This is a genomic window from Castellaniella defragrans 65Phen (genome assembly GCF_000612685.1).
Classification (GTDB): domain Bacteria; phylum Pseudomonadota; class Gammaproteobacteria; order Burkholderiales; family Burkholderiaceae_B; genus Castellaniella; species Castellaniella defragrans.
The window spans coordinates 544,392-567,647 of sequence record NZ_HG916765.1 but is presented as its reverse complement, the minus strand read 5'-3'; the positions used below and the strand labels follow the sequence as shown (position 1 = coordinate 567,647).

Annotated in this window: 21 protein-coding genes and 1 pseudogene; 4 read left to right on the top strand and 18 right to left on the bottom strand. The window is 69.1% G+C overall.

Going from position 1 to position 23,256, the window contains the following annotated elements; translation table 11 throughout:
• Positions 1–87: 87 nt before the first annotated feature.
• The 14 genes and pseudogenes from BN940_RS02475 to paaN all read right to left on the bottom strand — a co-directional run bounded on the left by BN940_RS02475 (position 88) and on the right by paaN (position 14,465).
• Positions 88–312, bottom strand: coding sequence for a DUF2783 domain-containing protein (locus tag BN940_RS02475; RefSeq protein WP_043679776.1), 225 nt, complete (start codon positions 310–312; stop codon positions 88–90).
• A 5-nt stretch (positions 313–317) separates the two neighbouring features.
• Positions 318–1,985 carry an FAD-dependent oxidoreductase gene (locus BN940_RS02470; protein WP_043679772.1) on the bottom strand — a complete coding sequence of 556 codons (1,668 nt, stop codon included), beginning with the start codon at positions 1,983–1,985 and terminating at the stop codon, positions 318–320.
• A gap of 36 nt (positions 1,986–2,021) precedes the next feature.
• Positions 2,022–2,723 carry an ABC transporter ATP-binding protein gene (locus BN940_RS19640; RefSeq protein WP_242404293.1) on the bottom strand — a complete coding sequence of 234 codons (702 nt, stop codon included), beginning with the start codon at positions 2,721–2,723 and terminating at the stop codon, positions 2,022–2,024.
• A gap of 210 nt (positions 2,724–2,933) precedes the next feature.
• Positions 2,934–3,329: pseudogene (locus BN940_RS19635) on the bottom strand (hemerythrin domain-containing protein); the annotation flags it as partial.
• Between the two features lie 11 nt (positions 3,330–3,340).
• The gene (locus tag BN940_RS02460; protein WP_043679769.1) at positions 3,341–4,102 is read right to left on the bottom strand and encodes an ABC transporter ATP-binding protein; all 762 of its coding nucleotides are present in this window, start codon (positions 4,100–4,102) and stop codon (positions 3,341–3,343) included.
• Positions 4,103–4,105: 3 nt separating this feature from the next.
• On the bottom strand, positions 4,106–5,038 hold the full coding sequence (locus BN940_RS02455) for a branched-chain amino acid ABC transporter permease (RefSeq protein WP_043679767.1): 933 nt from the start codon (positions 5,036–5,038) through the stop codon (positions 4,106–4,108).
• 2 nt (positions 5,039–5,040) lie between these two features.
• Positions 5,041–5,916 (bottom strand): branched-chain amino acid ABC transporter permease, encoded by an 876-nt coding sequence (locus BN940_RS02450; RefSeq protein ID WP_043679764.1) that lies wholly within the window; start codon positions 5,914–5,916, stop codon positions 5,041–5,043.
• A gap of 356 nt (positions 5,917–6,272) precedes the next feature.
• Positions 6,273–7,418, bottom strand: a complete 1,146-nt coding sequence (locus tag BN940_RS02445) for an ABC transporter substrate-binding protein (protein ID WP_043679761.1) — start codon at positions 7,416–7,418, stop codon at positions 6,273–6,275.
• Positions 7,415–8,638, bottom strand: a complete 1,224-nt coding sequence (gene pcaF, locus BN940_RS02440) for a 3-oxoadipyl-CoA thiolase (protein WP_043679758.1) — start codon at positions 8,636–8,638, stop codon at positions 7,415–7,417. Before pcaF ends, BN940_RS02445 begins: the two co-directional genes overlap by 4 nt.
• Before the next feature lie 4 nt (positions 8,639–8,642).
• Positions 8,643–9,965, bottom strand: a complete 1,323-nt coding sequence (paaK, locus tag BN940_RS02435) for a phenylacetate--CoA ligase PaaK (protein WP_043679755.1) — start codon at positions 9,963–9,965, stop codon at positions 8,643–8,645.
• A 39-nt stretch (positions 9,966–10,004) separates the two neighbouring features.
• On the bottom strand, positions 10,005–10,466 hold the full coding sequence (gene paaI, locus BN940_RS02430; protein ID WP_043679752.1) for a hydroxyphenylacetyl-CoA thioesterase PaaI: 462 nt from the start codon (positions 10,464–10,466) through the stop codon (positions 10,005–10,007).
• Positions 10,456–11,982: a 3-hydroxyacyl-CoA dehydrogenase gene (locus BN940_RS02425; protein ID WP_043679749.1), complete on the bottom strand. Its 1,527-nt coding sequence runs from the start codon at positions 11,980–11,982 to the stop codon at positions 10,456–10,458. Before BN940_RS02425 ends, paaI begins: the two co-directional genes overlap by 11 nt.
• Positions 11,983–11,986: 4 nt before the next feature.
• Positions 11,987–12,781, bottom strand: coding sequence for a 2-(1,2-epoxy-1,2-dihydrophenyl)acetyl-CoA isomerase PaaG (gene paaG / locus BN940_RS02420; protein ID WP_043679746.1), 795 nt, complete (start codon positions 12,779–12,781; stop codon positions 11,987–11,989).
• A gap of 16 nt (positions 12,782–12,797) precedes the next feature.
• Entirely contained in the window at positions 12,798–14,465 is a 1,668-nt protein-coding gene (gene paaN / locus BN940_RS02415) for a phenylacetic acid degradation protein PaaN (RefSeq protein ID WP_043679743.1), read from the bottom strand.
• Between the two features lie 367 nt (positions 14,466–14,832).
• Here paaN and BN940_RS02410 point away from each other — a divergent pair, with 367 nt between their 5' ends.
• From BN940_RS02410 to paaX, 3 genes are all read left to right on the top strand, one after another.
• Positions 14,833–15,858, top strand: a complete 1,026-nt coding sequence (locus tag BN940_RS02410) for a hypothetical protein (RefSeq protein ID WP_052355544.1) — start codon at positions 14,833–14,835, stop codon at positions 15,856–15,858.
• A gap of 84 nt (positions 15,859–15,942) precedes the next feature.
• Positions 15,943–16,974 (top strand): 2Fe-2S iron-sulfur cluster-binding protein, encoded by a 1,032-nt coding sequence (locus tag BN940_RS02405; protein WP_043679740.1) that lies wholly within the window; start codon positions 15,943–15,945, stop codon positions 16,972–16,974.
• A 58-nt stretch (positions 16,975–17,032) separates the two neighbouring features.
• Positions 17,033–17,989 (top strand): phenylacetic acid degradation operon negative regulatory protein PaaX, encoded by a 957-nt coding sequence (gene paaX, locus BN940_RS02400; protein WP_184142424.1) that lies wholly within the window; start codon positions 17,033–17,035, stop codon positions 17,987–17,989.
• Between the two features lie 43 nt (positions 17,990–18,032).
• On the opposite strand, the gene BN940_RS20060 is transcribed toward paaX, so the two are convergent.
• Positions 18,033–18,758 carry an IclR family transcriptional regulator gene (locus BN940_RS20060; protein WP_052355543.1) on the bottom strand — a complete coding sequence of 242 codons (726 nt, stop codon included), beginning with the start codon at positions 18,756–18,758 and terminating at the stop codon, positions 18,033–18,035.
• A 149-nt stretch (positions 18,759–18,907) separates the two neighbouring features.
• On the opposite strand from BN940_RS20060, the gene BN940_RS02390 reads away from it, so the two are divergent.
• Complete coding sequence (locus tag BN940_RS02390; RefSeq protein ID WP_043679737.1) at positions 18,908–20,038, top strand: homogentisate 1,2-dioxygenase; 1,131 nt, start codon at positions 18,908–18,910, stop codon at positions 20,036–20,038.
• 99 nt (positions 20,039–20,137) lie between these two features.
• On the opposite strand, the gene hmgA is transcribed toward BN940_RS02390, so the two are convergent.
• The 3 genes from hmgA to BN940_RS02375 all read right to left on the bottom strand — a co-directional run bounded on the left by hmgA (position 20,138) and on the right by BN940_RS02375 (position 23,215).
• Positions 20,138–21,436, bottom strand: coding sequence for a homogentisate 1,2-dioxygenase (hmgA, locus tag BN940_RS02385; RefSeq protein ID WP_043679734.1), 1,299 nt, complete (start codon positions 21,434–21,436; stop codon positions 20,138–20,140).
• 100 nt (positions 21,437–21,536) lie between these two features.
• On the bottom strand, positions 21,537–22,178 hold the full coding sequence (gene maiA, locus BN940_RS02380) for a maleylacetoacetate isomerase (RefSeq protein WP_148305019.1): 642 nt from the start codon (positions 22,176–22,178) through the stop codon (positions 21,537–21,539).
• A gap of 17 nt (positions 22,179–22,195) precedes the next feature.
• Positions 22,196–23,215, bottom strand: coding sequence for a fumarylacetoacetate hydrolase family protein (locus tag BN940_RS02375; protein WP_043679729.1), 1,020 nt, complete (start codon positions 23,213–23,215; stop codon positions 22,196–22,198).
• Positions 23,216–23,256 lie beyond the last annotated feature (41 nt).

Here is a 23,256-nt window from a genome sequence, read left to right as displayed (position 1 = left end):
GCGCCGCCCGCAGGCCCGCGCCTGCGGAGCCTTCCGGCATCCCGGCGCGCCCGCCCGATGCCGCCCGCCGATGCCGCGCGCCCGGACTCAGAGGTCCCGGCGCGCGATCGCCATGGCCTCGCGCAGGATCGACAGGTCGCCGATGTGGTTGGCCAGCAGCAGGATCAGGCGCGCGTTGACCTGCACGCTCTGCTCGTCGCTGAGGTCCCGGTGCAGCTCGATCAGTTCGGCGTAGAAGTCGTCGCCCGGCGTGTAGGCGCGCACGTAGTGCTTGCCGGGCTCGCCCAGGTTCAGGTTCAGATTGAGCCCCATGCCGGTCAGCCCTGCTGGCAGGTCGCCTGGTCGAGGGCCTGGCGGACCTGGGCCACGTCGAGCCGGCGCCAGCGGGCCGCGATGTGCTGATCGGGCCGGATCAGCCAGGCCGAGCCGGGCTGCGCATCGTAGCGCTCGGCGAAGCGGCCGGTGTAGTCCTCCATGACCTTGAAGCCGTGCGGCGAGCGTCCGCCGGCCGGGGTGACCAGGATGACGTCCACGGGCATCGGCCCGGCGATGAGGCCCTGCAGGGCATCCGCCTCGGTCACGTCGGCCGGGTTCTGGAGGTAGACCAGCAGCTTGAAGTCGTTGCCCAGGCGGCTGAGCAGCCAGAAATGGGCGACCTGCGCCCGCATGGGGCAGTCGTCGCAGGGGGCGCCGGGGATCATGTCACTGGAGAACGGCGCGGTATCGGGTGTATTCAAAGCGGACTCCTCTAGCAGGGTGGGAACGGACAGGCGCCCGGAGTTCACCAGCGCCCGGGCAAAGGGATAGTGCCGCGCCAGGCCCAGCACCGCATTGCGGAATGCCAGCGCCGTCCTGGTGCGGGGGGAAATGAAGTCCATCGAGCGCGACGAATGCTGCAGGTTCTCGTCGGCGGCGACGATGCGCTCGTCGGAATAGGAATCGAGCAGGCGTTCCGGCGCCAGCCCCTGCAGCACGAAGCGCAGTTTCCAGCCCAGGTTGTCGGCGTCCTGGATGCCGGAATTGCTGCCGCGCGCGCCGAAGGGCGAGACCTGGTGCGCCGCATCGCCGGCGAACAGCACCCGCCCGTGGCGGAACTTCGCCATGCGCCGGCACTGGAAGGTATAGACCCCCACCCAGTCGAGCTCGAAGTCGTGCTCTTCGCCCAGCATGGCCCGGATGCGCGGAATCACGTTCTCGGGGCGTTTTTCGACTTCCGGGTCCACGTCCCAGCCCAGCTGGAAATCGATGCGCCAGACGTTGTCGGCCTGATGATGCAGCAGCACCGACTGCCCCGGATGGAAGGGCGGGTCGAACCAGAACCAGCGCTCGGCGGGGAAATCGGCCTTCATGAGGACGTCGGCCACGAGGAACCGGTCCATGAAGTACTTGCCTTCGGCCTCCAGGCCCAGCATGCGGCGCACGGCGCTGCGCGCGCCGTCGGCCGCGATCAGCCAGCCGGCCTCGACGGCATAGGCGCCATCGGGGGTTTCGACCTGCAGGGAGACGCCCCGCTCGTGGGGCCGCGCCGCCGTCACCTTGTTGCAGAAGCGCAGTTCGAGCGCGGGCAGGGCGCGGGCGCGCTGCAGCAGGAAATCTTCCAGGTAGTACTGCTGCAGGTTGATCATGCCGGGGCGCTGGTGATCGGGCTGCGGCAGCAGGTTGAAGCTGTAGATTTCCTCGTCGCGGAAGAAGGTGCGGCCCACGTTCCAGCCGACCCCTTTCTCGACGCAGGCGTCGCCCACCCCGAGGCGGTCGAGGATTTCGAGGGTGCGCTTGGCGTGGCAGACCCCGCAGGAGCCGACCGCCACGGTCCTGTCCTCGTCGAGCAGCAGCACGGCCTGGCCCTGCTGGGCCAGGTCGATGGCGACGGCCAGGCCCACCGGCCCCGCCCCCACGACCACCACCGGGTGGTGGCCGGGCTGGCCGGAGCGCAGCTCCGGCGGCGGCCGATAGGGCTGGTTCTGGTGCTGGTAGGTATGGTTCATGGGTTCATGACGATGGGAAGAAATTGCGGCGGCGCGCTACATGCCCAGATAGGCCGCCCGCACCTGCTCGTTGCTGATCATTTCCTGGCCCGTTCCCGAGAGCACGATGTGGCCGGTTTCCAGGACGTAGGCCCGGTCGGCGATGCCCAGGGCGGCAAAGGCGTTCTGCTCCACCAGCAGGATCGTGATGCCCTGCGCCTTCAGGGTGCGGATGACGTTGAAGACTTCCTCGACCAGCAGCGGCGCCAGGCCCATGGAGGGCTCGTCGAGCAGCAGCAGGCGCGGATGCCCCATGAGCGCCCGGCTGATGGCCAGCATCTGCTGCTGCCCGCCCGACAGGGTGCCCGCCGGCAGGTGGCGCTTTTCGTGCAGCACCGGGAACATCGTGTAGACCCGTTCGAGGTCGGCCGCGACGCCGGCCGGGGGGCGCAGGTAGGCCCCCAGGCGCAGATTGTCCTCGATGCTGAGAGGCCCGAAGACCTGGCGCCCTTCGGGACTGTGGCAGATGCCGGCGCGCACGCGCCGGTCGGCGCGCTGGCGGGAGATGTCCTGGCCGGCGAAGCGGATCCGCCCCGCGCTGATCGGCTGGATGCCCGAGAGCGCCCGCAGGAAGGTCGTCTTGCCCGCGCCGTTGGCGCCCACCAGGGCCACCAGCTCGCCCTTGTGGACTTCCAGGCTGATGCCCTTCAACGCCTGGATGCGGCCGTAACAGGATTCGAGGTCCTGCACCTGCAGCAGCGGCTCGCGGCCGCGCGACAGGTGCTGGAAGCCGCCGGCCTGGCGGCCGCCCAGGCCGATGGCCTCGGGCGCCAGGGCGACGATGCGGTGGTAGAGCTCGCGGTATTCGGCGCGCGCCTGCTCGCCGAAGAGCGGGTCGCGGTGGTCGGAGAACGCCGCCGTGATGCCTTCCCAGTCCTCGTCCAGCAGGATCTCGCGCGCCAGGGGGAAGGCGTCCTTTTCCTCGGTGCGGATGTGCTGCTTGAGCTGGCGGGCGTATTCGCGCAGGCCGGCGATGAAGGCGGGCTGGGCGGCCAGGCTGCCCTGCCCCAGGAAGCCGCGCAGCGCGGCCAGGCTCTGCGGGCCGTCGCGGTGCTCTTTTTCCAGCGGATCGAGCACCGCGGCCACGGCCTCGGGCGCGCGCCGGTGCATGGCGCTGAACAGGTACTGCTCTTCCTTGGCGTGATGGCAGCCGTCCATGAATTCCTGGATGTAGTCGAACAAGGCCGTGAAAAAGCCTTCTTCGACCGGCTGGCCCGCCTCCAGCTCGTTGGCCACCCAGTCCATGGTGGTGGCGATGCGCCAGAGGTTGCGGTGTTCTTCCTGGATGATGTCGAGTGCGTGCATGGTTTCCCCGCTCAGGCGTGGCCGCCCAGATAGGCCGCGATGACGTCCGGATTGCGGCGGACTTCCGGCCCCGTGCCTTCGGCCAGGCGCTTGCCGTAGTCCAGCACGAGGATGCGGTCCGACAGGTTCATGACCATTTTCATGTCGTGCTCGACCAGCACGATCGTGACCCCCGTGGCGGCCACGCGGCGCACCAGCGCGTCGACTTCCTGGGTTTCCTTGGGATTGAGGCCCGCCGCCGGCTCGTCGAGGAACAGCAGGCGCGGCTTCATGGCCAGCGCACGGGCGATTTCCAGGCGCTTGAGGGCGCCGTAGGGCATGCTGTCGGCGCGCGCGTGGACGTAGGATTCCAGCCCGACGAAGGCCATGAGCTCGGCCGCCTCCTCGCGCAGCGCCAGATCGCGGCGGCGCAGCGAAGGCAGGCGCAGCAGGGCCTTGAAGACGCTGCTGTCCAGGTGCAGGTGGGCCCCGACCATGACGTTTTCCAGCGCGCTCATGTTCATCCAGACCTGCAGGTTCTGGAAGGTGCGGGCCACGCCCAGGGCGGCCAGTTCACAGGGGTTGTGGCCCTGGATGTCCTTGCCGTCGAGCCGGATGCTGCCGGCGGTGGGCCGGTAGATGCCGGTGATCAGGTTGAACAGCGTGGTCTTGCCGGCGCCGTTGGGGCCGATGACCGAATACACGACGCCCTCGTCCACCGAGAAGCTGACGTCCTGGACGGCGCGCACGTTGCCGAACCGGATGGAAAGGTCTTTGACTTCGAGCAGTGCCATGGCTCAGTTCTCCAGGCGCAGGCGGGCCGCCAGGGTGGGCACCAGGCCCCGCGGCAGGAAGATCATGCACAGCATCAGGATGGCGCCGAAGACGACGATTTCCCAGCCCTCGAAGGTGGCCAGCGCCTGGGGCAGCGCCGTCAGCAGCACGGCCCCCAGCACCGACCCGAACACCGAGGCCATGCCGCCCACCACCACCATGGTGACGAGTTCGATCGAGTGGAAGAAGTTGGCCACGTCGGGCGTCACGAAGCCGACGTAATGGGCCAGGATGCTGCCCATGATGCTGGCCACCACGGCCGACAGCACGAAGATGGTCGTCTTGAAGCGGGGCACGTCGATGCCCACCACCTGCGAGGCGATCTCCGAGCCGTGCAGGCCGCGCAGGGCGCGCCCGAAGGGGGAATCGATCAGGTTCAGGGCGCCCCAGACGCCGAGCAGCAGCACGGCGGCCACGACCCAGTACCACTGGCGGTCGCTCATGAGATCGAAGCCGAACAGGCCCATGGAGGGCACCGGCATGCCGTCGGGGCCGCCCGTCCAGGCGGCTTCGTTGCGGATGACGATGTTGATGATGATGCCCAGCCCCAGCGTGGCCATGGCCAGGTAGTGGCCCTTGAGGCGCAGGATGGGACGCGCCACCAGCAGGGCCAGCACGCCGGCGGCCAGCGCCCCGGCCGCCAGGGCCGGCAGGGGATGCCAGCCGAAGTGGGTGGGCAGCACGGCCGAGGCGTAGGCGCCGATGCCCACGAAGCCCGCATGGCCCAGGCTGATCTGGCCGGCATAGCCGACCAGCAGGTTCAGGCTGAGCACGATGACGGCATTGATCGCCATGCGGATGACGATGTCCAGGTAGTAGCTGTTGGGCACCAGGAACGGCGTGACCGCCAGCACCGCGGCCAGCACGATCAGGCCCAGGAGGGAGCGACGACTCATGATTACACCCGATCGGTGGAAAGACCGCCGAACAGGCCGCGCGGCATGAAGAACAGGATCAGCAGGATCAGGACGAACGGAATGGCGTCCTTGTACGCCGAGGAAATGTAGCCGGCGCCCATGGCCTCCAGCACGCCGACCAGCAGCCCGCCGACCACGGCCCCCAGGCCGTTGCCCAGGCCGCCGACCACGGCGGCGACGAAGCCCTTGAGGCCCAGCATGATGCCCACGTCGAACGAGGTGAGCGTGATGGGCGTGATGAGGATGCCGCCCAGCGCCCCCAGCGCGGCGGCCAGCGCGAAGCTCATGAGCAGCACCCAGCCGGTGCTGATGCCCACGAGCTGCGCGGCGACGGCATTGAAGGCCGTGGCCAGCATGGCCTTGCCCATGAGGGTGCGGCTGAAGAAGTACCAGAGCAGCGCGACCACCAGCGCCGTCACGCCGAAGACCCAGAGGCTCTGGGGCAGCAGCGTGGCGCCCAGGATCGACAGGGGCGCGTGGTCGGAGAAGGGCGGCAGGCTGTGGGCGCCCTTGCCCAGCCAGACCTGGATGAGGCCGCGCAGCACCAGCGAGGCGCCGATGGTGATGATGATCAGCGTGACGGTGTCGGCGTTCTTGACGGGCTCGATCGTGAGCTTTTCCATCAGCACGCCCACCAGCGCGGGCACCAGCACGGCCAGCGCGAAGGCCGGCGCCCAGTGCAGTCCCGCCTGCGTGAAGAACACCGCCAGCATGCCGCCCAGCATGATGAATTCGCCCTGGGCGAAGTTGATCACGTTGCTGGCGTTGTAGATGAGGTTGAAGCCCAGGGCCGCCAGGGCGTACGTCGCCCCGACGGTCAGGCCGGAAAACAGGAACTGCAGAAACTCGGCTTGCACGGATTGTCTCCCACGAGCACCGGCGGATCGGAGGCGGGACCCGCGCAGGCTGTCTGTATTGCGAACATCGCCGGATCGCCGGGATGTCCGATTTCGATGAAAAAGCAGGGGGCTCGGTGCCGGCGATCAGGCGGATCGGGCGGATCCGGCCGGTGCGCCCGTGCGCCCTGCTCCATGGATCGTCGAGAGAATTCTAATTCACTAAGATATTCGTAAATATTAGGGCTATCCCCGAATGCCTCCGCAGGCCTTCGCACGTTCCCGAATGAAATGCCCGCACGGGCGCGGCAGGCGGGTGCGGGCATCCGGGGCAACGGCCGCCAGGCCGGAAGCCCGGCGGCCTGGCGCGGACCGGCTTACTGGGTCAGGGTCCAGTGGCCGCCCTTGATTTCGAGCATGCGGAAGGCGCTCAGGTCCAGGCCCATGTGGTCGGTGGCCGACATGTTGAATTCGCCGCCCGTGCCCATCAGGCCCTTGGTGCTCTCGATGGCGTCGCGCACCTTGGCCTTGTCGGTGGAGCCGGCGCGCTTGACGGCGTCGAGGTAGACCATCAGGCCGTCATAGGCGTGGCCGCCGAAGGTGGACACGTCCTGCTTCCAGCGTTCCTGGAAGGCCTTGGCATAGCCCGTGACCACCGGCTTCTGCGGATCGCTGTCGGGCAGGTCCTGGGCCACCACCAGGGCCGCGCACGGCAGGCGGGTGCCTTCGGCCGCATCGCGGGCGAGCTTGATGAACTCTTCCGAGCACACGCCGTGCGACTCGTACACCGGCAGCTTGATGTCCAGCTGCTTGTAGTTGCGCTGCACCAGCGCGGGTCCCTGGCCCAGGCCGAAGATGAACACGGCCTGGACGGCGGGGTTGTTCTTGATCTTGGTGAGCTGCGGACTCATGTCGGTATCCTTCGGGCCGTAGACTTCCTGGGCCACGATGTCGATGCCGTACTTGGACGCGACCGTCTCGGATTCCTTCTTGCCCGACTGGCCGAAGCCGCTGGTTTCGCTGACCAGGGCGATCTTCGAGATGCCGCGCTTCTTCATGTCCTCGAAGACCTTTTCCGCGGCCATGCGGTCGGTGTGCGGCATCTTGAAGACCCACTTCTTGACCGGATCGATGACGACCACGGCGCCGGCCAGGGAGATGAAGGGGATCTCGGCCTTCTCGACCAGCGGCACCATGGACATGGTGGCGCCGGTGGTGGTGCCGCCGATGATCACGTCCACCTTGTCGTCGAAGATCAGGCGCTTGGTGAAGCCGTTGGCCTTGTTGGCGTCGCTGCCGTCGTCGTAGTGCACGAGCTGGAGCTGGCGGCCGAGCACGCCGCCGTCCTTGTTGATGGACTCGACGTACATTTCGAGCGTCTTGGCTTCCGGGTCGCCCAGGAAGGCGGCCGGGCCGGTGGTCGAGAGGACCGAACCGATCTTGATCGGATCGGCCGCCTGGGCGGTAAGCCCGAAGGTGGCCAGGGCGAAGCCGGCCATCCAGCGCCAGGTGGAGGATTTCATGGTTTGTCTCCTTGAGGGGTGGGGTTTTCGATGATCATGGCAATGCCCTGGCCCACGCCGATGCACATGGTGCACAGGGCATAACGGCCGCCGGACCGGACCAGCTCGGCCGCGGCGGTGGTGACGAGCCGGGCGCCGCTCATGCCCAGCGGATGGCCGATGGCGATCGCGCCGCCATTCGGATTCACGTGCGGAGCGTCATCGGGCAGCCCCAGCTCGCGCAGCACCGCCAGGGATTGCGCGGCGAAGGCTTCGTTGAGCTCGATGACGTCCATCTGTTCCAGGCGCAGGCCGGTCCGGGCCAGCACCTTGCGGACCGCGGGGACCGGGCCGACCCCCATGATGCGGGGGGCCACGCCCGCGGCCGCCATGCCCAGGATGCGGGCCCGCGGCCTGAGGCCGTACTGCCGCACGGCCTGCGCCGAGGCCAGCAGCGCCGCGCAGGCCCCGTCGTTCACGCCCGAGGCATTGCCGGCGGTGACGCTCAGGTCGGGGCCGTTGATGCCGCGCAGCTTCGCCAGGCCTTCGGGCGTGCTGTCGGGACGCGGATGCTCGTCGGTATCGACGACCAGGTCCTCGCCCTTGCGCCGCGGGATGCGCACCGGGACGATCTCGTCGGCGAAGCGGCCCGCCGCCTGCGCCCGCGCCCAGCGCTGCTGGCTGCGCAGGGCGAAGGCATCCTGGTCGGCGCGCGACACGCCGAAGTCCAGCGCCACGTTGTCGGCCGTCTCGGGCATGGAATGCGTGCCATACGCCTTGGCCATGCGCGGATTGACGAAGCGCCAGCCGATGGTGGTGTCGTACACCGCCGCGGTGCGCGACCAGGCCTGCTCGGCCTTGGGCATGACGAAGGGCGCGCGCGACATGGATTCGACGCCGCCCGCCAGCATGAGATGGGCTTCGCCGGCGCGGATGGCGCGCGCCGCGGTGCCGATGGCGTCCATGCCCGAACCGCACAGGCGGTTCAGGGTGGTGCCCGGCACCGTCTCGGGCAGCCCGGCCAGCAGCGCCGCCATGCGGGCCACGTTGCGGTTGTCCTCGCCCGCCTGGTTGGCGCAGCCCAGGATCACGTCGTCGACCGCGCCCCAGTCGAGTTCCGGGTGGCGCTGCACGAGGGCCTGCAGCGGCAGGGCGGCCAGATCGTCGGCCCGCACGCCCGCCAGGGCACCGCCGTAGCGGCCGATGGGGGTGCGGACCGCATCGCAGAGAAAGGCATCCATGGGTTCAATCCTGTTTCGGACGCTTGTCGAACACGCGCCTGGCCTTGCCGGTCTGCGTGCGCGGCAGTTCGCCGTAGTGCATGACGGTGACCAGCGTGCTGATCCCGATGTTGGTCTTGATGTGGTGCTGGAGCTGCTTGGCCGAGCGCGCCATGGCCTCCGCGGAGGCATGGTCCTGCTCGTGCTGCAGTTCGCAGCGGATCTCGACATTGTCGAGCAGATTCTCGCGCGAGACGATGATCTGGTAGTTGCCGTTGAGCAGGGGGTCGCGCAGGATCTGTTCCTCGATCTGGGTGGGGAACACGTTCACCCCCCGGATGATGAGCATGTCGTCGGAGCGGCCGGTGATGCGGCCCATGCGGCGGAAGCTGCGCGCCGTGGGCGGCAGCAGGCGGGTCAGGTCGCGCGTGCGGTAGCGGACGATGGGCAGGGCTTCCTTGGTGAGCGAGGTGAAGACGAGCTCGCCTTCCTCGCCGTCGGGCACGACTTCGCCGGTGTCGGGATCGATGATCTCGGGATAGAAATGGTCTTCCCAGATGACCGGGCCGTCCTTGGTCTCGATGCATTCCTGCGCCACGCCCGGCCCCATGACTTCCGACAGGCCGTAGATGTCCACGGCGTCGAGCCCCAGCTTGCGCTCGATCTCGTGGCGCATGCCCTCGCCCCAGGGCTCGGCGCCGAAGATGCCGACGCGCAGCGAGATGTCTTCCGGCGCGATGCCCAGCCGGTCGAATTCCTCGGCGATCACCAGGGAGTAGGACGGCGTCACCATGATGATGTCGGGCTTCAGGTCCATGATGAGCTGCACCTGCTTTTCCGTCTGGCCGCCCGACATGGGGATGACCGTGCAGCCGGCCCGCTCGGCGCCGTAGTGCGCGCCCAGGCCGCCGGTGAACAGGCCGTAGCCGTAGGCGACGTGACAGGTGTCGCCCGGCCGGCCGCCGGCCGCGCGGATCGAGCGCGCGACCAGGTCGGCCCAGGTGCTGATGTCGTTCAGCGTGTAGCCCACCACGGTGGGCTTGCCCGTCGTGCCCGAGGAGGCGTGCAGCCGCGCCAGGCGCTCGCGCGGCACGGCGAACATGCCGAAGGGATAGTTCTGGCGCAGGTCTTCCTTGGTGGTGAAGGGGAAGTTCCGCAGGTCTTCCAGGCGCTTGAGGTCGTCGGGATGCACGCCCTTGGCGTCGAAGGCCTTGCGGTAGTGCGGCACGTTGTCGTAGGCGTGGCGCAGCGTCTTGCGCAGCCGTTCGAGCTGCAGGGCGGCGATCTCGTCGCGGCTGGCCGTTTCGATGGGGGAAAGATCCCCGGGCTGCGGGGTTTTTGCGGTCATGGGGTGAGTCTCCTGGTCTTGTCTGAATCTTGTCCCGGCTCAGGGCTTGTCGGGCGACAGCGTGTCGGTGACCATGCCCTGGATGCGGTGCGACTTGCCGCGAAAGAGCGCGATGTCGCGGCCCGTCGTCAGGTTGTGCACCGTGATGTCGTAGACCCCGGTGCGCCCGCCCTGGGTGCGCGCCTGGGCGTGCGCGATCAGGCGGTCGCCCTCGTGGGCCGGCGCGAGGAAGTCGATGTGGCAGGCCGAGGCCACGGTGTTGTGGTTGTCGCTGTTGCACGCATAGGCGAAGGCCGTGTCGGCCAGCGTGAAGATCATGCCGCCATGGCAGATGGCATGGCCGTTGAGCATGTCGCCCCGCACGGTCATGGACAGCCGGGCGCTGCCGGGCGCGATGGAGTCCAGGTGCATGTCCAGCGCCTGGGCGGTGTGATCGCGCGACCACATGGCGGCCGCCACGGTTTCGGCCAGAGTCTGAGGGGCGAGTGCTTCATGCGTCATGGAGAGGTCTTCCTGAGTGGATGGCGGATTGCAGGGCAACGCAGGGGCGATAGCGTTCGCCGCAGCTGCGCTGCAGGTGGGTCAGCACCGTGCCGACCGTGCCGGCGCCGATGCGGCGGCACCAGGCCAGCGGGCCGATGGGGTAATTGACCCCCAGCAGCATGGCCTGATCGACGTCGGCCGCGCTGCAGACGCCCTGGGCGACGGTGTCGGCGGCCTCGTTGACGAGCATGGCCACGGTCCGCATGACGACCATGCCCGGGGCGTCGCCGATGGGCGCCACCTCGAAGCCGGCGGCCTGCAGCAGGCCCGTGGCGGCGGCGCGGGCCGCGTCCGGGCACTGCAGGGCGGCCGCCAGCGGCATGCAGGCGGCCGTATCGGGATCGAGTGCCAGGTCGAGCAGCAGCGTGGCGGGCTGGTTCAGCTCGTGCGCCCGCTGGGTGGCGGTGCGGCCGTCGGTCTGGTAGAGGAAGGCGCCGTCGGCCTGCGCGCAGCGCCCGTCGTCGCGCGGCGCGGCCTGCTCGAAGGCATGCCCGGCCGCCTGCAGGCGGCGTCCCAGCGCGGCGGCCAGCGGGCCGTCGCCGTACAGGGTGATGCTGCGCGGACAGGGCTGCGGCGCCGCCAGGCGGGGCGCCGGGGCGGAGGCGCCTTCGCGGTAATCGTGAAAGCCCCGGCCGGATTTGCGGCCCAGGCGGCCGGCGGCCACCAGTTCCTGCTGCAGCATCGAGGGCTCGAACCGCGGGGCGTGGTGGAAGGCCGTCCAGACCGTGTGGCTGACGGCGGCGTTGACGTCCTGCCCGATCAGGTCGGTGAGCTCGCACGGCCCCATGCGGAACCCGCCGCAGGCGCGCATCACGTGGTCGAGCGTGGCGGGGTCGAGGGCCTGCTCCTGCAGCAGGCGCAGGCCCTCGCCGTAGAAGGGACGGGCCACGCGATTGACGATGAAGCCCGGCGTGGAGCGGGTCATGACCGGCGTCTTGCCCCAGGCGGCCGCCGTGTCGGCCAGCGTGCGGGCGACGGCGGGGCCGGTGTCCAGCCCGGAGACGATTTCCACCAGCGGCATGCGCGGGGCCGGGTTGAAGAAATGCAGCCCGCCCAGGCGTTCGGGGCGCCGCAGCGCCGCGCCGATGGCGGTGACGGGAATCGACGAAGTGTTGGTCGCCAGCAGGCAGTCGGGCGCCACCAGGGTTTCGAGCGCCTGGAACAGGCCGGTCTTGGCATCGAGCCGCTCGACGATGGCCTCGATCACCAGGCCGCAGCCCGCCAGGGCTTCCAGCGTGTCGGCCGGACGCAGGGCCGCCTGGGCGCGTCCGGCCAGCGCGGCGTCGAGGCGCCCCTTGCCCACCAGGGCCTCCAGGCCCCGGCCGATGCCGGCGATGGCCTGGGCCGCGGCCCCCGGGCGGGTATCGTGCAGCAGGACGGGGTGCCCCGCCAGGGCGGCCACCTGGGCGATGCCGGCGCCCATGGTGCCGGCGCCGACGACGGCGACCGGGATGCGGCTGGACAATGCGGTCATGGGCTTATTCCCCGGTGAAGCGGGCGGGCCGCTTTTCGAGGAAGGCCGCCACGCCTTCGGCGTAGTCCTTGCGCCAGCCCAGCTCGCGCATGATGCCCGCCTCCATGGAGAGCTGCTGCTCCAGCGTATGGGACGGCGCGGCCTGCATCGCCTGGCGCGTGCGCACCAGCGCGAGGGTGGGGGCCTGGGCCAGCTGCGCGGCGATCCGGTCGATTTCCGCCGCGAAGGCGTCGTCGGCCACGCAGGACCAGATCAGGCCCCATTCGGCCGCCCGGCGCGCGGGCAGGCGCTCGGCCAGCAGCGCCAGGCCCATGGCGCGCGCCATGCCGACGCGCTGCGGCAGGACCCAGGTGCCGCCGGTGTCGGGGATCAGGCCGACCTTGCTGAAGGCCTGCAGAAAATACGCCGATTCGGCGGCCACGACCAGGTCGCAGGCCAGCGCGAGCGAGGCGCCGGCGCCCGCGGCGATGCCGTTGACGGCCGCCAGCGTGGGCACGCGCAGGTTCTGCAGGCGCAGCACCAGCGGCTTGTAGAAGGTCTCGACGGTGGCGCCCAGGTCGGGGGCCTCGCCCGCGCCGATCTGCATGGCGCGGTCGGCCAGGTCCTGCCCGGCGCAGAAGCCGCGCCCGGCGCCGCCGAGCACCAGGACGCGGGCCGCCGCGTCCGCCTGGACCCGGTCGAGGGCGTCGCGCACTTCGAGGTGCATGGCTTCGGTGAAGCTGTTGAGCTTGTCGGGGCGCGACAGGGTGAGGCGGGCGATGCCCTGCTCGATGGAGAAACGGATGTTCTGGTATGTCATGGGAAACCTTGGCGGATCAGGGGTGGCGGCGGCGCTGCACGACCCGGAAGCGGTTGGCGACGAAGGCGGAATCGGCATACGAGGCGTTGGCGGCCGGATTGCCGCCGGTGCCGTGGAAGTCGGAGAAGGCGGCCGACTGATTGACGAAGACGCCGCCCGTCAGATTGATGGACAGGGCCACGGCCGCGCGCCAGGACACCCGGGTGGCGGCCTCGATCACCGCTTCCCGGCTGCTGTAGACGGCCAGGGTCAGGGCGCCGTGGCGGCGCGTGAGGTCTTCGACCAGCGCCAGCGCGGCATCGGTGTCGCGCGCGCGCACCAGGAAGCTGATGGGGCCGAACTGCTCCTGCGCGTAGTGCCCGGCCTCGTCGGCCTCGCAGGCCAGCAGCGCCGGGGTGCGGACCCGCGCCCGCGGGAACTCGGCGTATTCGAGGCTGCGGGGGGCCAGGACGACCCGCCCCATGGCGCCGCTGCCGGCCGCATCGATGCGCGCCAGCGTGTCGTCCGACTGGATGGCGCCCAGCACCGCCTGGGCCACCTCGGGCTTGGAGAGGAACTTGTCGATGGCGCCGGCCAGGTCCTCGCCCAGCTGCTCGAAGCTCTTGTGGCCCTCGTCGGTCTCGATGCCGCCCGCCGGCACCACCAGCGCCTGCGAGGTGGTGCACATCTGGCCCGAATACAGGGACAGGGTGAAGGCCAGGTTGCGCAGCATGCCCTGGTAGTCGTCGGTGGAGTCGATGACGATGCTGTTGACCCCCGCCAGCTCGGCGTACACCTGGGCCTGGCGGCAGTGGTCGATGAGCCACTGGCCGAACGTGTTGCTGCCGGTGTAGTCGATGGAGCGCACCTCGGGATGCGTGTAGAGCGCCTGGGCCGCCTTGCGGTCGGGCGGCAGGCAGAGCGCGACCAGGTTCGGATCGAGGCCGTTTTCGGCCAGCACGGCGCGGATCGTCCGCACGGTGATGGCCGCGGGCAGCACGACGTTGCTGTGCGGCTTGAGGAGGACCGGATTGCCCGTGGCCAGGGCGGCGAACAGGCCCGGGTAGGTGTTCCAGGTGGGGAAGGTGGCGCAGCCGATGACCACGCCCACGCCGCGGCCGACGATCTCGTAGTGCTTCTGCATGACCAGGGCCGGGTGCTTGCCCTGCGGCTTCTCCCAGGTGGCCTGCGCCGGGATGAAGGACATTTCCCGCCAGGCGTAGGCCACCGCTTCGAGGCCGCGGTCCTGCGCATGGGGGCCGCCGGCCTGGAAGGCCATCATCCAGCCCTGGCCGCTGGTCATCATGACCGCATGGGCGATCTCGAAGCTCTGGCGGTTCAGGCGCTGCAGCACTTCCAGGCAGATGCCCACGCGGCCCTCGGCGCCCAGCGCCTGCCACGCGGGCATGGCGGCCTGGGCCGCCGCCACCAGCGCCTGCGGATCGCAGACCGGGTAGCGGACGTCCAGCGCCACGCCGTAGGGCGAGGTCTCGTCCGTGTGCCAGCCGCACTGCCCGGGCTGGTCCAGCTCGAAGGCCTTGCCCAGATGCGCCTCGAAGGCGGCGCGGCCGGCCTCGGGCGCCTCTTCGCCGTAGGCCTTGGGGCTGGGCGATTCCGCGAAGGCGGACCAGTAGCCGCGGGTGGCGATGGTGGCGAGCGCCTGGTCGAGCAGGGGGCGGTGCCGTTCCAGCAGGGGGTGTGACATGGGGTCCTCCGGTACCGGGCCTGGGGCCGGTCTTGATCGTCTGAATACGAAAATGAACTTTCAACCTGAAAATAATGTATCACTTTTCAGATGAATCTTTTAGGCCTGATTTTATTTATCGGATCAGCCGATGAACTCATCGTTTTTTATGATACCCGCATGAAATAAGGGTTTCCGAGCGAAGGAATATATTTTCAGCACTCAATTGATGACGAGTAAAGGAAAACCCTAGGTATCAAGCGATACAAATAAATTGACAAACAGGCTTTGGAAGTAACATGATGACGGCACGCCTGATCGGAACCGGGCGATACGGATTTCAGCTTCACCTCCACCCTTCGTACACATCATCCCCAAAGGAGCCTTTATGTCCAGCAAGGAACGCTTTGCCGACAAGATGGAATTTCCGCCGGAAATCGAGCAGCCCAACGTCTACCCCCTGTCCTGGCACCGCAAGACCGAAAAGCTGCAGGAAGTCTGGGAAGCCTCGCTGCGCGAGTACTGGAAGCCCGAGGAACTGCCCTGGGACACCCTCGACCTCGACAGCTACACCTGGGAAGAGCGCGAATGCATCGCCTACTGGTGGACGCTGCTGTCGGTGTTCGACGCCTCCGCGCCCCCGGTGTTCGCCGAGGCCCTGATCAAGACCTACGAGGTCCATGAGGAAGACCCCGTCCGCAAGTGCTTCTTCTCCGTCACCAGCGACGAGCAGAACCACGAGATCATGTGCGGCCTGTCGATCACCAAGCTGCTCGACCACCCCGATCCCCTCACCTACGAACCCAAGACCGACATCGGCCGCCGCCTGCAGAAGAACGCCAAGTGGCTGTACTTCAACGGCGCCCGCTACTGGAACGGCTACAAGACCGCCGTGCCCAAGTACGACCTGGCCGTGCTGTTCAGCTCCTTCCTGATGGGCGAGATCGCCGCCGCCACCATCTTCAAGCAGATGTACGAGAACTCCCGCGAACCCGTGTTCAAGGAAGCCTTCAAGAACATCGGCCGCGACGAGGGCCGCCACATGGCCATCTGTATGGCCGTGATGGAACGCGACTACCCCGGCATCAGCGAAGAGCACAAGGCCATCGTCACCAAGCAGATCCGCGCCGGCTACCTGTTCCTGTCGGCCGTGCTGTACGAGCCGCCCGCGGACTTCTGGGACCTGCCCTCCGACTTCATCGCCAACCAGCGCGAAGCCGAGGAAATCGCCCGCAACGCCGGCTTCGGCATCCCCACCGTCGAGGCCAAGCGTGAAAACTGGCGCCAGGCCATCATCAACCTGAAGGGGGTCCTGGATCACTACAACATTCCGTTCCCGGCCATCCCCGAGGTCGGCATCACCGGCGAGGAAATCTCCGACGTCGAAATGGACGACATCATCCCGGTGTTCTGATCCCCGCGCAGCATCCCGGGCTCGACCGTCCCGCAGGGCGGCCGGGCCCGTCTCAATTGACACACCTCCATTACGGACACGCTCATGGCACGCATCGTCATTCAACCCTCCGGCAAAACCGTGGAATGCAAAGGCAGCGACACGGTACTGATGGCCCTGGAAAAGGCCGGCTACGCACTGCCCAACAACTGCCGGGCGGGGGCCTGTGGCGAATGCAAGGTCAAGGTGCTGGAAGGCCAGTACGACCAGGGCATGGTGCTCGACATGGCGCTCACCGCCGAGGAACGCCGCCAGGGCTACGGCCTGATGTGCATGGCCAAGCCGCTCTCGGAGGAAATGGTCATCGAATGGGGCACGGCCGACGCCCTGCCCAAGCTGATCCCGCCGCGCGAAAACGCGCTGTTCGTGCTCATCGACCGCCGCGAGGTGGCCTCGCGCACGCTCGAACTGCGCCTGCGCCCGGTCGGCCAGCCCATCCGCTACTGGCCGGGGCAGTACGTCACGCTGGGCGACGAACGCAGCGGCATCCCGCGCCGCGCCTATTCCATCGCCAACGCCCCCCGGCCCGACGGCGAGATCATCCTGCAGGTGGCCCGCGCCGACGACGGCGTCACCAGCAGCTGGATCCACGACACGCTCAAGGTGGGCGACAGTGTCAAGCTGAACGGCGCCTACGGCACCTTCACCGGCGACCCCTCGGCCGAGACGCCGGTGCTCTGCCTGGCCGCCGGCACCGGCCTGGCCCCCATCATGGACCTGGCCGAGGCGGCCCTGGGGCGCGGCTACCGCAAGCGGGTGGACATGATCTTCTCCGCCCGCACCGAGGCCGACGTCTACGGCCAGGGCATGATGGCCTGGTGGCGGACCAAGCATCGCAATTTTGACTATAAAATCACGCTCACGCGTGAACGGAAGGAAGGCTACCTGCACGGGCGCATCACCAGCATCCTGCCCGGCCTGTACCCCGATCTGTCCGCGCACAGCGTCTTCATCGCCGGCGGCACCGCCTTCGTGGACGACTGCGTGGCCGCCGTCAAGGCCCTGGGCGCCCAGGACCGGCTCATCCACAAGGAAGGCTTCTTCACCATCCAGAACGCCCGTGCGGAAGGCCGCTGACCGTCCCATGTACCCCTAACCCATTCCGGGCAGCGCCGCGGCCCGCTTCAGGACTCACTTGATTCCAGCCATCCAGCACCGTATCGACCGATTCCGCCAGCAGCAGCGGGTGCGGGCGGGCTCGCTGATCATGTCGGTCTTCGGCGACGCCGTCCTGCCCCGCGGCGGACGCATCTGGCTGGGCAGCCTGATCCGCCTGCTCGAACCGCTGGGCCTGAACGAGCGGCTGGTGCGCACCTCGGTCTTCCGGCTCAGCAAGGAACAGTGGCTGCAGGCCGACACCCACGGGCGCCGGGCGGAATACGTGCTCACCGACTCGGGCCGGCTGCGCTTCGAGGAAGCCTCGCGCCACATCTATTCGTCGCATGCGCCCATCTGGGACCGCCGCTGGCGCCTGATCCTGGTGGTGGGCGAGCTCGACACCCGGCAGCGCGAGCGCCTGCGCCAGGCGCTGCAGTGGCAGGGCTTCGGCAACCTGGGCAGCGACTGCTTCGTGCACCCCTCCACCCAGCTGGAGGCCGCCTTCGACACGCTGGTGGCCGACGGCCTGGGCGACATGCTGGACTGCCTGCTGCCCCTGCTCGCGGCCGATGCCCGCATCACCCTGACGGCCTCGGACGCCGACCTGGTCGCGCGCGCCTGGAACCTCGACCGCCTGGCCGAATCCTACGCGGCCTTCGTCTCCGACTACCTGCCCGTGCTGGCCGAACTGCGGCGCGACCGCACCGTCAGGCCGGCGCCCGAGGAAGCCTTCCTGCTGCGGGTGCTGATGATCCACGACTACCGCCGCCTGCTGCTGCGCGACCCCGAACTGCCCGAAGTCCTGCTGCCGCCGGAATGGCCGGGGCAGTCGGCCCGCATGGTCTGCCGCGAACTGTACCGCCGCCTGGCCGAGCCTTCCGAACAGCACCTGGACGGCCACATGCAGCTGGCCGACGGATCCGTGCCCGAGCGGCTGGACGACGGCTGCCAGCGCTTTCCCTCGGACGATCCGCTCGCCTCGATCTCGCTCTGACCGCCGCGGCGCGGGCCCCGGCACCGGGGCGCGCGGCCGGCACTCAGGCGGACGGGAGGCCGCCCAGCGCCGCCGTGACCCGGCGGCTGGCGTCCAGCAGCGCCTTGGCCGCCGGGCCGCCCGCATCGGCCGGCAGCGAGGAAGCCGGCCCCACCAGCGTCAGGCTGAGCCGCAGTTGCCCCTGGGCGTCGAACACCGGCGCGCTCAGCGCATTGATGCCGGGCACGTGGTCGCCCTCGACCACGGCCAGGCCCAGCGCGCGGATGTCGCGGCGCAGGGCCTCGGACAGCGGCTCCGTGCCCACCGGCAGCCACGCCGCGAACAGGCGCCCCGTGGCCGAGGAGGCCGGGTCCAGCAGGGCGCCTTCCGAGACGCCGACCGACACCGTGTGGGCTGGCTGGAACACCCGGATCGCCGTGACCCCGCCCTGCCCCAGGATCGCCACGAAGCAGGTATCCCCCAGCGTCTGGGCCAGCAGGCGGGCTTCGGCGCCGGCCAGGCGGATCGGATCCTGGCGGGCCAGCCACGCCAGCGCCAGGTCGCGCACGACCGGGCCGACGTCGTACAGACCGGTGGCCGCATCCTGGCGCGCCCATCCGGCCCGCACCAGGCTCACCAGGTAGCGGTAGGCCTTGGCCCGGTGCATCCCCGCCTGCCGGGCCAGGTCGGACAGGCCGCACGGCCGCCCCTGGCGGGCCAGCAGGCCGAACAGCTCCAGGCCCAGCTCCAGGGACTGGATTCCCTGGATCTCATTCTCGGGCTGCGTCATCGCGTGCCTTCGCCCCGGGGCAGTGAGCAGAAGCCCGGGCGATCCACTCATCGCCAAAAACTGTTGGACGCACCATACCTCAGGCTTTAGATTATCAGTGTTGTTTGAATAATAACACTGTTAATCATTTCATAACATCGGAGACCCTCATGAAGAACCCGATCACCTTCCCCAAGGCCGAAGGCATCCACACCCGCCAGGCCCACTGCGACATCCCCGAAGGCCTGTACGAACGCGAGCACGGCCGCAACGGCTTCTTCGGCCCGGCCAGCCACATCCTGCACACGCACAAGCCCACCGGATGGACGAAATGGGAAGGCCCGCTGGAGCTCACCCTGCTGGACCTGAACCGCCTGGACGACAGCGCGCCCTGCCCCTGGAAGGCGCGGCGCTTCATGCACAACGGCCAGACGCAGGTCTGTTTCTGGAAATTCGACGTGTCCATGCCGGATCTGGCGCGCAACGGCGACGGCGACATGATCCTGTTCTTCCACCGCGGCGAGGGCGAGTTCTTCTGCGACTACGGCCACATGAGCTACCGCGAGGGCGACTACATCAACATCCCGCGCGGCACCACCTGGCGCCTGGAAACATCGGTGCGCAACGAGGTCCTGACCATCGAGGCCACCGAGGACCTGTTCCAGATCCCCGAACGCGGCATCACCGGCCGCCACGCGCAGTTCGACCTGGCCGTGCTGGACACGCCGAAGATCGACGAAGCCTACAAGGCGCAGTACGGCGAGCACGAGACCCGCGTGCGCGCCAAGCGCCGCCAGCAGGTCACGACGGTGACCTTCCCCTACAATTTCCTGGACACGGCCGGCTGGCACGGCGACTGCGTGCCGGTGAAGCTGAACTGGCGCGACATCCGCGAGCTGCTGTCGGACCGCTACCACCTGCCGCCGACGGTGCACGCGACCTTCCTGTCGAACACCATCATCGTCTGCACCTTCGCGCCGCGCCCCATCGAAAGCGACCCGGGCGCGCTGAAGGTGCCCTTCTATCACAACAACGACGAGTTCGACGAGTCGATCTTCTACCACCAGGGCAATTTCTTCAGCCGCGACAACATCAAGCCGGGGATGTTCACGCTGCACCCCTCGGGCTTCCACCATGGCCCGCACCCCAAGGCCTACGCGGCCGCCGCGGCCAACAACAAGGGCGAGCGCAAGTACACCGACGAGGTCGCGGTGATGATCGATTCGCGTTATCCGCTGGAACTGGATACGTTCCCCGAAGGCGTGAAGGTGCCTGGGTACCTGGATTCGTGGAAGGAGTGAATTGAGTTCTTAAGACGGGAAGCCGAGTCGGGCGGCGCCACGCCCCTCCACCCGACTCCCCTCGATCTTTTTTGATCGACGGGAGCAGGCAGGGGCGTTCTACCGCTTGGCCGGATCGAAGTGCTTCTTCAGCCCCTGCCAGCAGCGGTAGTATTCCCGCTGCCGCTGCGGCGATTCCAGGGCCTGGCGGGTGGCCTGGATCGCCACCGGCGTCTCGAACATGAACGCCATGGTGTCCGCGATGATGTCCGGCTTGGACGTGTCCGCCGCGCTGGCCTTGGCGAAGGTCTCGGCGTCGGGGCCGTGGCCGGTCATGGTGTTGTGCAGCGAGGCGCCGCCGGGCAGGAAGCCCTCGGCCTTGGCGTCGTAGCGGCCGTGCACCAGGCCCATGAATTCGCCCGCCAGGTTGCGGTGGAACCAGGGCGGCCGGAACGTGTCCCGCATCGCCAGGATGCGCGGGGCGAAGGCGACGAAATCGATGGTGTCCACGCCCGGCACGGCACTGGGCGCGTGCAGCACCAGGAAGATCGACGGATCCGGATGGTCGTAGGTGATCGAGCCGATCGCGTTGAAGCGGCGCAGGTCGTACTTGTAGGGCGTGTCGTTGCCGTGCCAGGCCACCACGTCCAGGGGCGAATGATCCATGCGGGCGCTCCAGAAGCGGCCCTGGAACTTCGCCAGCAGCTCGAAGTCGCCCTCCAGGTCTTCGTAGGCGGCCACGGGCGCGAGGAAATCGCGCGGGTTGGCCAGGCCGTTGGAGCCGATGACGCCCAAGTCGGGCAGGCGGAAATGCGCGCCGGGATTCTCGCACACGTAGCCGCGCGCCGCGCCGTCGGGCAGGCGCACCTGGAAGCGCACGCCGCGCGGGACGACGGCGATCTCCTGGGGCTCGACCCGCAGCACGCCCAGCTCGGTCGCCAGCTCCAGGCGCCCCTGCTGCGGCACGATCAGCAGTTCGCCGTCGGCGTCGTAGAAATAGCGGTCCCGCATCGAGCGGTTGGCGGCGTACAGGTGGATGCCGCAGCCGGCGTTGCCGCCCATGGTCACCATGCCGTCCACGAAATCCGTGGCCGCGTCCTCGCCGGGCAGCGGCAGCGGATCCCAGCGCAGCGGGTCGGGCGGCGTGGGGACCTCGTCGTAGCGGCTCAGCCAGCGCGCGCCCGCGGAGGACGGCTCGAACGGTCCGTGCGTGGCCGCCGGCCGGATGCGGTAGAGCCAGGATCGCCGGTTGGCGTGGCGCGGCGCGGTGAAGGCCGTGCCCGACAGCTGCTCGGCATACAGGCCGTAGGGGGCCCGCTGGGGGGAATTGCGGCCCGCCGGCAGCGCGCCGGGCAGGGCCTCGGTGGCGAATTCGTTGCCGAATCCGCTCTGGTATTCCAGGGAAGGGGTGGTGCTCATGATGATCTCCCGAAAAACACGGCCGGCGGCCGCTTCGCGCGCACCGGCTCCGCGGGGGCCGCGGCCCGCGTCCACGGACGGCGCCCCGCCGGCCGCTCCGTCACTCCGCGTCCGGCTGCGCGTCCGGATGCGCCGCCTGGAAGGCGGGCAGCGATTCGCAATGCGCCGCGATGCGCGCGATCGTCGGAAAGGCCGACAGATCCACATCGTAGCGGCGCGCATTGTAGACCTGGGGCACCAGGCAGCAATCGGCCAGGCCCGGTTCGTCGCCGTGGCAGCAGCGCCCCGTCGCGGGCGACTGCAGCTGGGCCTCCAGCGCGCGGAAGCCCAGCTCCACCCAATGGCGGTACCAGTCGTCGCGCACGGACTGCTCGATCTTCAGTTGGTGCGCCAGCCAGCGCAGGACGCGCAGATTGTTCAGCGGATGGATGTCGCAGGCGACGTGCAGCGCCAGGGCGCGCACCCGCGCGCGGCCCGGCGCGTCGGCCGGCAGCAGGGAGGCGGGGCCGTGCGTCTCGTCCAGGTACTCCATGATCGCCAGGGACTGGGTCAGCACCCGCTCGCCCTCGGCCAGCGCCGGCACCAGGCCTTCCGGATTGCGGCGCCGGTAGTCCTCGCCGAACTGCTCGCCGCCGTGGCGCAGCAGGTGCACCGGAACGACCTGGTAATCCAGGCCCTTCAGGGCCAATGCGATCCGGACGCGGTAGGCCGCCGAACTGCGGAAATAGGAATAGAGCTGCAGCATGGGTACGGCTCCCCTCAAGCGCCCGGGCGGCGCTCGACCGTCTGCTCGATGACGCCGAAGATGTCCTCGCCCCGGGCGTCGCTCATGTGGATGCGCACCCGGTCGCCGAAGCGCATGAAGGGCGTGGCCGGGGCGCCGCCCTCGATGGTCTCGTACATGCGCACTTCGGCGATGCAGCAGTAGCCCACCCCGCCGTTGCGGATGCTGGAGCCGTGCAGCCCGCCCTGCTTGTTGGACACCGTGCCCGAGCCGATGATACTGCCGGCCGCCAGCCGGCGCGTGCGCGCGGCGTGCGCGATCAGCTGCGGGAAGGCGAAGCTCATGTCCTGGCCCGCGTCCGGGCAGCCGAAGGGCTCGCCGTTCAGCTCGACCCGCAGCGGCAGGTGGACCTTGCCGTCGCGCCAGGCGGTCCCCAGTTCGTCGGGCGTGACGGCGACCGGGGAGAACGCGCTGGCCGGCTTGGACTGGAAGAAGCCGAAGCCCTTGGCCAGCTCCCCGGGGATCAGGCCGCGCAGGGACACGTCGTTGACCAGCATCAGCAGGCGGATCGCGCCGGCGGCCTGCGCCGGGCTCGCGCCCATGGGCACGTCGCCCGTGACGACGGCGACCTCGGCCTCCATGTCGATGCCCCAGTCCTCCGTGTCGGCGACGATGGGGTCGCGCGGGCCGATGAAGCTGTCCGAGCCGCCCTGGTACATCAGCGGATCGGTGAAGAAGGATTCCGGCACCTGGCTGTTGCGCGCGCGGCGCACCAGCTCCACGTGGTTCAGGTAGGCGGAGCCGTCCGCCCATTGATAGGCGCGCGGCAGCGGGGAATGACAGGCGGCCTGATCGAAGGGGCGGGCCGCCTCGTGCCGTCCCGCGTCGAGCCGCTCGGAGACGGCGCGCAGGGCCGGCAGGCAGGCGTCCCAGTCGTCCAGCGCCGCCTGCAGGGTGGGCGCGATCTCGGGCACGGCGACGCAGCGCGCCAGGTCCCGGGACACGACGACCAGGCGGCCGTCGCGCGACTCGTTTTTCAAGGTGGCAAACTTCATGGAAACTCCGGTTGCCGGGCCGCCGGGGCGCGCCCGGAAGC

What these genes read in the sequence shown, in the direction of transcription:
- BN940_RS02410 (WP_052355544.1), top strand. Translation starts at nt 14,833, where the DNA reads ATGTCCAGCAAGGAACGCTTTGCCGACAAGATGGAATTTCCGCCGGAA.
- paaI (WP_043679752.1), bottom strand. Translation starts at nt 10,466, where the DNA reads ATGACGCATGAAGCACTCGCCCCTCAGACTCTGGCCGAAACCGTGGCG.
- BN940_RS02460 (WP_043679769.1), bottom strand. Translation starts at nt 4,102, where the DNA reads ATGGCACTGCTCGAAGTCAAAGACCTTTCCATCCGGTTCGGCAACGTG.
- pcaF (WP_043679758.1), bottom strand. Translation starts at nt 8,638, where the DNA reads ATGGATGCCTTTCTCTGCGATGCGGTCCGCACCCCCATCGGCCGCTAC.
- BN940_RS02390 (WP_043679737.1), top strand. Translation starts at nt 18,908, where the DNA reads ATGAAGAACCCGATCACCTTCCCCAAGGCCGAAGGCATCCACACCCGC.
- paaG (WP_043679746.1), bottom strand. Translation starts at nt 12,781, where the DNA reads ATGACATACCAGAACATCCGTTTCTCCATCGAGCAGGGCATCGCCCGC.
- BN940_RS02375 (WP_043679729.1), bottom strand. Translation starts at nt 23,215, where the DNA reads ATGAAGTTTGCCACCTTGAAAAACGAGTCGCGCGACGGCCGCCTGGTC.
- paaK (WP_043679755.1), bottom strand. Translation starts at nt 9,965, where the DNA reads ATGACCGCAAAAACCCCGCAGCCCGGGGATCTTTCCCCCATCGAAACG.
- BN940_RS02455 (WP_043679767.1), bottom strand. Translation starts at nt 5,038, where the DNA reads ATGAGTCGTCGCTCCCTCCTGGGCCTGATCGTGCTGGCCGCGGTGCTG.
- BN940_RS02470 (WP_043679772.1), bottom strand. Translation starts at nt 1,985, where the DNA reads ATGAACCATACCTACCAGCACCAGAACCAGCCCTATCGGCCGCCGCCG.
- BN940_RS02445 (WP_043679761.1), bottom strand. Translation starts at nt 7,418, where the DNA reads ATGAAATCCTCCACCTGGCGCTGGATGGCCGGCTTCGCCCTGGCCACC.
- BN940_RS02405 (WP_043679740.1), top strand. Translation starts at nt 15,943, where the DNA reads ATGGCACGCATCGTCATTCAACCCTCCGGCAAAACCGTGGAATGCAAA.
- BN940_RS02425 (WP_043679749.1), bottom strand. Translation starts at nt 11,982, where the DNA reads ATGACCGCATTGTCCAGCCGCATCCCGGTCGCCGTCGTCGGCGCCGGC.
- hmgA (WP_043679734.1), bottom strand. Translation starts at nt 21,436, where the DNA reads ATGAGCACCACCCCTTCCCTGGAATACCAGAGCGGATTCGGCAACGAA.
- BN940_RS02475 (WP_043679776.1), bottom strand. Translation starts at nt 312, where the DNA reads ATGGGGCTCAATCTGAACCTGAACCTGGGCGAGCCCGGCAAGCACTAC.
- paaN (WP_043679743.1), bottom strand. Translation starts at nt 14,465, where the DNA reads ATGTCACACCCCCTGCTGGAACGGCACCGCCCCCTGCTCGACCAGGCG.
- BN940_RS20060 (WP_052355543.1), bottom strand. Translation starts at nt 18,758, where the DNA reads ATGACGCAGCCCGAGAATGAGATCCAGGGAATCCAGTCCCTGGAGCTG.